The organism is Burkholderia sp. LMG 13014 (assembly GCF_905232215.1).
Lineage (GTDB): Bacteria > Pseudomonadota > Gammaproteobacteria > Burkholderiales > Burkholderiaceae > Burkholderia.
Window position 1 is genome coordinate 1 of record NZ_CAJNKE010000225.1, and the last position, 9,209, is coordinate 9,209.

7 protein-coding genes are annotated in these 9,209 nt (G+C 66.7%); 5 read left to right on the forward strand and 2 right to left on the reverse strand.

Annotation, left to right across the window (positions count from 1 at the left end; all coding sequences use genetic code 11):
- Window positions 1-75 precede the first annotated feature (75 nt).
- From JYJ84_RS20740 to JYJ84_RS20760, 5 genes are all read left to right on the forward strand, one after another.
- A complete protein-coding gene (locus JYJ84_RS20740; RefSeq protein ID WP_175221543.1) occupies window positions 76-969 on the forward strand; it encodes a LysR substrate-binding domain-containing protein in 894 nt (297 codons plus the stop codon).
- 506 nt (window positions 970-1,475) lie between these two features.
- Window positions 1,476-1,841, forward strand: coding sequence for a hypothetical protein (locus JYJ84_RS20745; protein WP_236027244.1), 366 nt, complete (start codon window positions 1,476-1,478; stop codon window positions 1,839-1,841).
- 58 nt (window positions 1,842-1,899) lie between these two features.
- Window positions 1,900-3,534 (forward strand): LVIVD repeat-containing protein, encoded by a 1,635-nt coding sequence (locus JYJ84_RS20750; protein ID WP_175221545.1) that lies wholly within the window; start codon window positions 1,900-1,902, stop codon window positions 3,532-3,534.
- 125 nt (window positions 3,535-3,659) lie between these two features.
- Window positions 3,660-4,949 (forward strand): DUF6765 family protein, encoded by a 1,290-nt coding sequence (locus JYJ84_RS20755; RefSeq protein WP_175221546.1) that lies wholly within the window; start codon window positions 3,660-3,662, stop codon window positions 4,947-4,949.
- A gap of 1 nt (window position 4,950) precedes the next feature.
- Entirely contained in the window at window positions 4,951-6,465 is a 1,515-nt protein-coding gene (locus tag JYJ84_RS20760) for a hypothetical protein (RefSeq protein WP_236027246.1), read from the forward strand.
- Here the strand turns inward: JYJ84_RS20760 and JYJ84_RS20765 are convergent.
- Both JYJ84_RS20765 and JYJ84_RS20770 read right to left on the reverse strand, forming a co-directional pair.
- The gene (locus JYJ84_RS20765) at window positions 6,428-7,237 is read right to left on the reverse strand and encodes an AraC family transcriptional regulator (RefSeq protein WP_236027247.1); all 810 of its coding nucleotides are present in this window, start codon (window positions 7,235-7,237) and stop codon (window positions 6,428-6,430) included. The genes JYJ84_RS20760 and JYJ84_RS20765 overlap by 38 nt on opposite strands.
- 349 nt (window positions 7,238-7,586) lie before the next feature.
- A partial coding sequence (locus tag JYJ84_RS20770) for a sulfatase-like hydrolase/transferase (protein ID WP_205189421.1) occupies window positions 7,587-9,209 on the reverse strand: 1,623 nt, incomplete at its 5' end.

The following is a 9,209-nucleotide window of genomic DNA, read 5'->3' on the forward strand; positions in this document are numbered from 1 at the left end:
TCAAGATGCTATTCGTGGAACAAATGGCGTTCCAGTCCCTTAAAATGCCATCAGTGTTCTATGGGTGGAACAATCATGGATGATCTAAACGACCTCTACTACTTCGTGAAGGTGGTCGAACACGGTGGGTTCACGCAGGCGGGGCGTGCGCTGGACGTCCCGAAATCGACGCTGAGCCGGCGCATCGCGGCGCTGGAGGCGCAGTACGACGTGCGGCTGCTGCAGCGCACGACGCGCCGGTTCACGGTGACGGAGACCGGGCGCGAATTCTACGAGCGGTGTCTTGCCGTGCTGGTCGAAGCCGAGGCGGCGCGCGAGGTGATCGAGCGCCGGCACGCGGAGCCGCGCGGCATCGTCCGCGTGAGCTGCCCAACCGCGCTGCTCGAATACCGGGTGAGCGAACTGATCGCGCGCTTCATGGCGATTCATCCGCAGGTGCAGGTGCATCTCGAGGCGACGAATCGCCGCGTCGACCTGTTGAGCGAAGGGATCGATCTCGCGCTGCGCGTGCGCTTTCCGCCGCTGGAGGACAGCGATCTCGTGATGCGCATCCTCGGCGACAGCCCGCAGCGGCTGGTGGCCGCGCCGCACTGGCTGGACGGGCGCGCCGCGCCGTCGGATCCTGCCGAACTGGCCGGCGTGCCGAGCCTCGACTGGGGGCCGGCGCGGCATCACGTGTGGCAACTGGTCGGGCCGAACGACGAGCAGGTGCCATTGCGTCATCACCCGCGCTTCATTACCGACGACCTGCATGCGCTGCGCGATGCGGCGATTCACGGCGTCGGCATCGTGCAACTGCCGTGCATGGTCGTCGAGGACGACCTGCGCAACGGCACGCTGGTCGACGTGCTGCCCGGATGGGCGCCGAAGGGCGGCGTGATACACGCGGTGTTTCCGTCGCGGCGCGGGCTGCTGCCGCGCGTGCGTCTGTTGATCGACTTCCTGGCCGAACACATCCGCAAGGATTGACGCGCGGCTGCCGAGTTCGGCGTGTCGCCGCCGGGGGCGCGGAGGCGGTCGGTGCCGATGCACGGTCTGCGCGTCCCGCTGCGTTCCTTCATCGCATCGAGGCCGTCGCCCCGGTTGGTTCGCGAGGTCGAACCGCCCGGGCATCGTTGCGCGCAAATCGTCCGTCGCTCGTCGCCCGTCACCCGTCGCCCATCACCCATCACCCATCACCCATCGTGCGCCGTGCGTCATCGGCTCGTGGGATTCGCGTGTGACGATTCCCGAATCCGGCGCGCAACCTGGCCCGGCCAGCCCTGGCTCGGGTTACTCCGGACGCAATTTTCCGACAACCCGCAATAAGCAGATATCGCTGCATCGGGGCGCTCACTACCATTCGTCGAACGGCTGACGACCGCGCGGATGGCCGGCCTGCCGCCGGCACGAGATACGGCGCGGCGCGAGTGCCGATGAAACGGAGCGCCGCAATGGAGGAGAGGAATCTGCGGCAGCGGCGTCGACTCGTCGCGTTGATCGCGACCGTGTCGGCGCTGGTGCTGGCTTACGGTGTCGCGCGACATTTGTCGCACGCGTCGACGAGACCGCCGGATCAACAGGTCTTTTCCGTCGAGGTCGATCGGGACAAGGTGCCCTGGCAACGATCCGTGATCGCGATTCGCGAAGGCATGCCGGCGCATATCAAGGTGCATGCGCGAGAGGCCGGTGTGCTGATGGCGCATGAAATACCGGGTGCGCTCGCGGCCTGCACCTCGGGAACCGAGCAGTCGATGGACATTCTCCCGGTCGGGATCACCGGGCGCTTTTCGCTGCACTTTCACAGCCGCACCGGCGAGCAGATCGAGGTGGCTGTCATCGAGATATATCCGGACAACTAACGATAAAACCGGATCGAAACGACATTCGAAACGAAGTTCGAAACAGGAGGAGGCAAAGATGCTGGTACTGAATCGCCTGGCGATCGCGATATCGCTCGGCACACTCATGCTCGCCGGCTGCGGCGGAGACGACAACGACGTGACGAGCCCGCCGCCCGCCGTATCGGTGGCGGACTACGTCGTGCCGCGCGTGCCGGGCTGCAGCCCCGGCGATACGCCCGAGACGGCGCTGCAAGGGCAGGTGCCCGCCGCGCTGCGCCAGTCCGGATTCGGCGGCTTCAACTGCAACCTGAAGCAAGTCAGCCAGGTGCAGGGCGAGGGCGCGTCGTGGTCGGCGGCGACCTACACCGACCGGCAGGGGCACACCTGCTTTTACCATGCGACGATGGGCGCCACCCCGGCGTTCAACAACCCCGATGCGCCGCCGCGCGTGAATCCTGGCGTACCGGTGATCGACATCACGGACCCGGCCAAGCCGGTGCGGGTGAGTTCGCTGACGTCCACGGCGATGATCGATCCGTGGGAATCGCTGCGCGTGAACGTCGCGCGGGGGATTCTCGCCGCCGATAACGGGCTCGGCGGCGCTGGCGGCCCGGAAGTCGATCTGTACGACGTGGCGACCGACTGCACGCGCCCGCAGCTGCTCGCCAGCGTGCCCATCGGCACCGGAACCGACGGCGGCATTCTCCCGAGTGTCAGGCCCATGGGCCACGAAGGCGGCTTTTCCCCGGACGGCTTCACGTACTACATCGGCGGTGCGTTTTCGAAGTCCTACTATGCAGTCGACCTGACGATACCGACGCGGCCGAAGCTGATCTCGGCGATCACGATGGCCGACCTGGGATTCGGGGTGCTGCCGCACGGGCTGTCCGTGAGCCAGGACGGAAACCGTGCGTATTTCGTCAGTATCGGCAATACGGGCGCGGCGACCGGATCGGGCGCACCGCCGCTGGACAACCCGAACTCGAACGGGGACAACGGGTTCTTCGTCATCGACACCAGCGAAGTGCAGAGCCGTCGCCCCAATGCGCAGATGCACCGGATCGCGACCGTGCCGGTGCGCGACGGCAGTGCGGCTCAGCACACGATCTCGTTCGCCGTGAGCGGCAAGCCTTATGTGGTCGAGGTCGACGAAGGCGGGTCGGGCGGCCTCCAGGATCCGGGGGCGACAGGTGTGAAGGCCGCGTGCAATGCAGGCGTGGCACCGTTCCCGATGGGGCACATCTACGACATGTCGAACGAGGCTGCGCCCAAGCTCGTGTCAGAGCTGCGGCTCGAAACGCATGCGGTGCAGAACTGCAGCAAGGTGATTCCCGACATTCTCGGCCTTTCCACGTTCACGTACGGATCGCACTACTGCAGCGTAGACAACAGGGAGAACGCCACGGCGCTCGCGTGCAGCTACTTCAACTCCGGCGTGCGCGTATTCGATATTCGCGATCCGGCGAAGCCGAAGGAAATCGCGTACTACAACCCGCCTTCGGCCAAGTCGCCCGGCGCCGGTTCCGCGCACCTGATGTTCGGCCAATATCGCCCGGGCGGCCCGGACTGGTGCGCGTCGCGCCTCGATTTCGATTTCGACCGCCATCTGCTGACCACGGCGTGCCAGGACAACGGCCTGCTCGTGCTGTCGTTCGAGAACGGTGCGTGGCCGTTTCCTGAAAGCACCAAAGCGACGGAGATCGGCAATTGATGCACGGCAGACAGGTTGCTCGCAGGGCATCGCGTGAGAGGGTCGCAACCGGCAGGGCAGGCGCGCGAGGGCGCGCCCGGAGAAATCCGGGCGTTGCCGCGCTGGCCTTGCTGGCGGCGCTCGCGATGCCGCTGACATGCTCGGGGTTCGAAGCGGACGTGCATTTCGGTCTCACGTTCTGGCTTGCGCGGCAGGCGGGGTTCGCGTCCGGCGAGGCCGATGCGATCGCGCTCGCCGACCAGCGGATGGATGCCGGCTCGATCGAATACATGACGTCGCCGCTGCAGTTTGCCTGCCTGTCGCGCTTCGCGCCGGATGCGCAGGATACCCAGGCGGCGCACTACCCGAGCGAGACCCGGGTGCCGGCCGCTGCCGCAGCCCGGGCCGTGGTGCCGGACGGCCCGGCCTCGCGGTCGTTGGTCGATGCCACGCTGCGGCGCGCGGAAGGGCGCAACGCGGGATTCATGCTGGGCGAGTTCGGTCGGGCGCTGCATGCGCTGCAAGACGCATGGGCGCACCAGGGCACGCCGTCGGTACCCGACTGGCGCCGCTACGGCATCGAATGCGACGCCGGCCTGGCGATGGCCGCGCCGCTCGAGCGCGGTGGCCCGTCCGGCCACGCCGCCGAGATGACCTGGCGTTGGCCCGTCGATACGGAGGCGATGGTGAAGTCGACCTATCTCCAGATGATTCGTTATCCGAAGATCAATGGAGCGTCGAGAAACGCGCGGCCGTGGGAGCAGGTGCGGCCGATGCTTGCCGGTTTCATCGACGCACGAACCAAGCACGCGAAATCGGGCTGGTTCGTCGCGAACGGCGTGAAGGACACGTCGTTCCTCGACGGCACGAGCCTGCCGGACGGCCCCGCGTGGCAGGCGGTTCGCTGGCACGGCCGGCGTGACGTGCCGAAGCCGGTCGCGCCGACCGAGCAATCCGGCGTCGACAAGGGGCTCGCCGATTTCTACGCGCGCTTCTTCAGCGACTGGGTCACGACGTCGCCGGTGGACAAGCGCTGGCTGCCCGCGCTGGCTGCCGGCCGCACCGGCAAGCCCGATGGCCCGCTGGTCGAGCAGTTGACCGGCTGGCGCTTGCGGGATCACGGCGCCTACCTCGCGATCGGGACACCCTCGCATCCAACGGCAAGCCCCGGTGCGAGCGTGCGCAACCGCGCGTCGTTCGAGGTCTTCAAGTCGTTGAACGATGCGGTGCTGCCGCTCATCGTGGAGGGCGACAAGCCGTCGCCGATCCTGCCGTTCCTGGTGTTTCCGCTGCCCGATTCGGCCGACGGCAACAAGCGGGCCGTCGCGCTGATCAAGCTGCTCGATGCGCCTTACGACACGATCGGCGTGGTGTCCGAGCAGCGCAGCGGGGCCGGCTGGAAGGTCACGGGACTGATTTTGTCTTCCGATTACTGATATGCGCGACGACTTCGAATACGGTGCGCGCGGCGCGACGGCCCCCGTCGACAACGCGGGCTCACGCTGCAACGCGTGGCTGGCCCCGGCGGCGGTGGCGCTCCTCGCATGCGCGCCGACGTGCGCCGATGCGCATGCGTGGAATATTCCGTACTACCTGCCGGTGCCATTGTGGCTCTATGCGTACGCGGCCACCGGCACGCTCGTGGTGTCCTTCATGATCCTGGCGTTCGCATCGGGCGCGCGCGTGCCGGACACGCGCGCGCCGGCGATCCGATGGCGGCGAGATTGGCGGATACCGGCCGTCGTGCTCGCAGCGGGGCAGGCCGCCAGCATGGGCTTCGTCGTCCTGCTGATCGTGTCGGGCCTCGCCGGCATCCAGAACCCGTTCGTCAACCTCAGCATGTCGGGATTCTGGCTCTGGTTCTATCTGGGGTCGATTTATGTCAGCGCGGTGTTCGGCGACCTCTATGCGCTCACGAACCCGTTTGCGTTGCTGCTGCGGATCGTGGCGCGCGCCGTCCCGGCAATCGACCGGGGCCGGTATCGCTACCCCCGGGGCCTGGCATCGTATCCGGCGCTGCTCGCGTATGTGGTCCTCATCGCGCTGGAGCTGTTCGGCGCGGCAAGGCCGCGGGACGCCAGCCTGTTTCTTGCCGGCTACGCAGCCTGTGCGCTGGCAGGTTCGTTCTGTTTCGGCCGCGACGTGTGGCTCAGGCATTTCGATGCGTTCGGCATCCTGTGCGGATTGTGCGCACGACTGTCACCGCTCGAATGGCGCCGCGTGTCGGCGCGCGAGATCGGCGTCAGGTTGAGGAATCCGGTCGCCGCCATGGCATCGGAACCACCATTCGACACCAGCGTCGTGATCTTCCTGTCGTTCATGCTGTCGTCGACGGCCTACGACGGCCTGCGCGATACGGCCGTCTGGAACACCTTCTTCTGGCGCGGCATCTATCCGCTGATCGTCGCGGTGTTTCCGTCACTGAAAAACGACTACGCGATCGCGGGAGACCTCGTGCTCGCCGGGCAGTGGGCCACCTTTGCCGCGGTCGGGCTGGCCTACCATGGCCTGTTCCGGGGCTTCTGCGCGCTCGGCGCGGCGGGATCGCGTTCGGCGCTGGATGGCAACGCGTTCGCGCGGCAGTTCTGCCTGTTGCTGTTGCCGATCGCGCTGTTCTACAACGTATGTCACTACTTCACGCTGTTCATCGACCAGGGGCGGCAGATCGTTTCGCTGCTGTCCGATCCGCTCGGCATCGGCTGGAACCTGCTGTCGATCGAACCGGCGCAGGTCGCGCCGACCGCGCTCCTGATCAACGTCGGCTACGTCTGGCATGCGCAGGTCCTGCTGATTCTCGCCGGCCATGTGCTGAGCGTTTATGTCACGCACGCGATCGCCGTCCGTCATCGCGTGCTGGCCGGCACCGTGGTGCGCAACCAGTTGCCGTTGCTGGTGCTGACGATCGTGCTGACGGTCAGCGGCCTGTGGATCCTGTCGCTGCCGCTCGCGTGACGTTCGCGGCACGCGGCTTGAGCCCGGACGGCGAGCATCCCCACCGTTTGCGGAACGTGGCCGAAAAGTGGCTCGTGGTCGAAAAGCCGCATGCGAGCGCGGCCTCGGTTACATCGCATCGTCCGCGTTCGATCAGGTCGCGTGCGGCCTGCAGCCGGGTTTCGACGATGTACTGATGCGGCGTCACCCCGTTGGCCTTCTTGAAGTTCCGGATGAACGAATACAGGTCGCCGGGATAGTCGATCGCTTCGGCAACCGTCACGAGCGTCAGCGGATCGCGGAAATTGTCGCGGATGTACTCGACGGCCCGGCGCATTCCCTGAGCATGCGTGTACTCCCGGGCCTTTCGCGTCGACTCGAGATACGCCATGCGGCCGAGCGCGGCTGCGCCCAGGGTTTCGACGTAGGTCGGCCCCGACGGCATGCCCGTGATTGCATCTTCATGGATGCTCCTGATGATCTGCACGAGCAGATCGTCGCTCACGTCGAAGCGGGGCACGGCCGGCGTGCTGGGCAGCAGGCCTGAGCGGGCCAGCCAGGACACATCGAAGTGGACGGCGAGCCACTCGATGTCGTTCGACCACCGGCTGGAACACCCGAAGCCGGGCGGCACGTAAGTCAATGGCGTGCGCATCACGTGCGCGGCCCAGCCGTTGCCGTCGGTGCGCATTTCGAATCCGGTCGGCATCTGCAAGTGCAACGTGAAGACCGGCTCGGTCGTCTCGAGATCGATCAGCTCCGACGCTTCCGCGATGTAGTGATCGATCGCCACGACCCCGCGCGACGGTGTCGCCAGCTGCCTTTTCCAGCTCGCCGGCGGTTGCCAGTTCGACCGGCGTCCGTCGGGGTGTTTCGCACACACATAACGCATCGTTGGCCGGTTCTGCATGCCTGTTCCCGTGATGTTGCCCGGATACGGGCGAAGCGCGCGCTCGCCGCGTTGATCCGCCCTGGAGAATCAGCACACTGTAGGACGTCATGCTTACTCGATACTTACCTGTCCCGGACGACGATGAAACGAGGCGCCCCGCGTGTGATCGAACGGCGCGACCGCACGGCAGGGGATCGCGGGACGCGGAATCGTCCGATGTTTGCCGGTTCCGGAAGACGGCCGGCCGCCTTCAATGCCGGTTGCGGATCTGCACCTGTACCTTGCCGTCGCGGATCGGCATGACGTCGGGACTGTCGTCGCCGACTTCGCTCGCGATCAGGTCGTTCAGGCGGCCGTTCATCGCGAGCAGCAGCTCGCCGTGCCTGTTCCGGTCCATCGCCAGATTGCGCATCTCGCCCGGATCGCTCGCGACGTCGAACAGCTCGACGTCGTTGCGCGCGAACAGGTCTTCCATCGTCGTCGGCCGGTTGAATTCGAGCGGCGAGAAATAGCGCGTGAACCGGTAGCGGCCGTCGAACACGCTGCGGATCGTGCCGCGCAACCGGAAATCCGGCTGCTGCGCCAGCGCGCGGCGCAACAGCTCGTCCTCGGGCACGCCTTTCTGCCGCAGCGTGCCCAGTTCCTTCAGCATCCATTCGCTGTCGTAGTACAGCAGCATCGCGTAGTTGAACAGCGTCGCGTCGCGCGCCGCGTGCCGCTTCGCGTCGGCCGGCTTCGTGAGCCAGCGCGTGAGGTCGTGCCCCTTCAGCGCGCTGCCGCGGATCGACGCGAGACGCGCGTCGTCGAGGCCGGTGAGCCCGAGCAGCGTCGGCGCGATGTCGATGTGCGACGTCAGCGCATCGCACTGCATGCCGCCCGGATACGCGGGATGGCGAATCACGAGCGGCACGTGGTTCTGCGGCTGGTACGCGCTCGCACCTTTGCCGACGAGCTGGTGCGCGCCGACATGGTCGCCGTGGTCGGCCGTCATCACGACGATCGTGCGTTCGTCGAGGCCGAGCGACTGCAGCGATTGCAGCAGGCGCACGACGTGCGTGTCGCAATCGCGGATGCAGTTGAAGTAGTTGTCCTGATAGATCCGCACGCGTTCGTCGGTGAACGGATAGCGGCCGACGAGGTTCGCATGCGCGGCGTTGAACATTCCATGCGCGGGCGGCCGTCCCGGCTCGTCGTACGGTTGCCGCCGCGATGCCGCGAGCGGCACGTCGTGCCACGACGTGCGATACAGCGCGTCGTTCGGCGGCGGCGCGATGCCGAGCATCGGATGGTTCGCGTCCTGGACCGTCGAGTCGTTCGTGTCGGTGTTCACGTACATCGCGTCGTGCGGGTTCACCAGATTCACCGCGAGGAACCACGGCTTGCCTTCCTTCGCGAGACGCGGCGCGTGGTTGCGCATCCAGCTGACCGCGGCTTCGGCCGTGATCCCGTCGTACTGGTAGCCGCCGCGCACCGCCCCGATCAGGTCGCCCACGCCGAAATAGTCGTCGAAACCGTACGACCGGATCGTGCGGTTGTAGTCGGCCACGGGAGCCGTGTACGGGCTCGAGGTTTCGTGCATCGACGCGCTCAGGTGCCACTTGCCGAGATACGCGGCGTAGTAGCCGGCATCGCGCAGCATGTGGCCGACGGTACGCACGTCCGGCGACATGTCCTTCTGCCAGGGCACGCCCGCGTTGTCGAGCACGCCGGTGTGCTGGATGTGCTGCCCCGTGTAGACCGTCGAGCGCGACGGCGAGCACACGCATGCGGCGATCTGGTGGTGCATGAACGTGATGCCGTCGCGGCGCAGCGCTTCGCGGCCCGGCACCGGAAACGGCCAGCGGTCGAAGTGGCGCTCCTGGTCGGTCAGGAT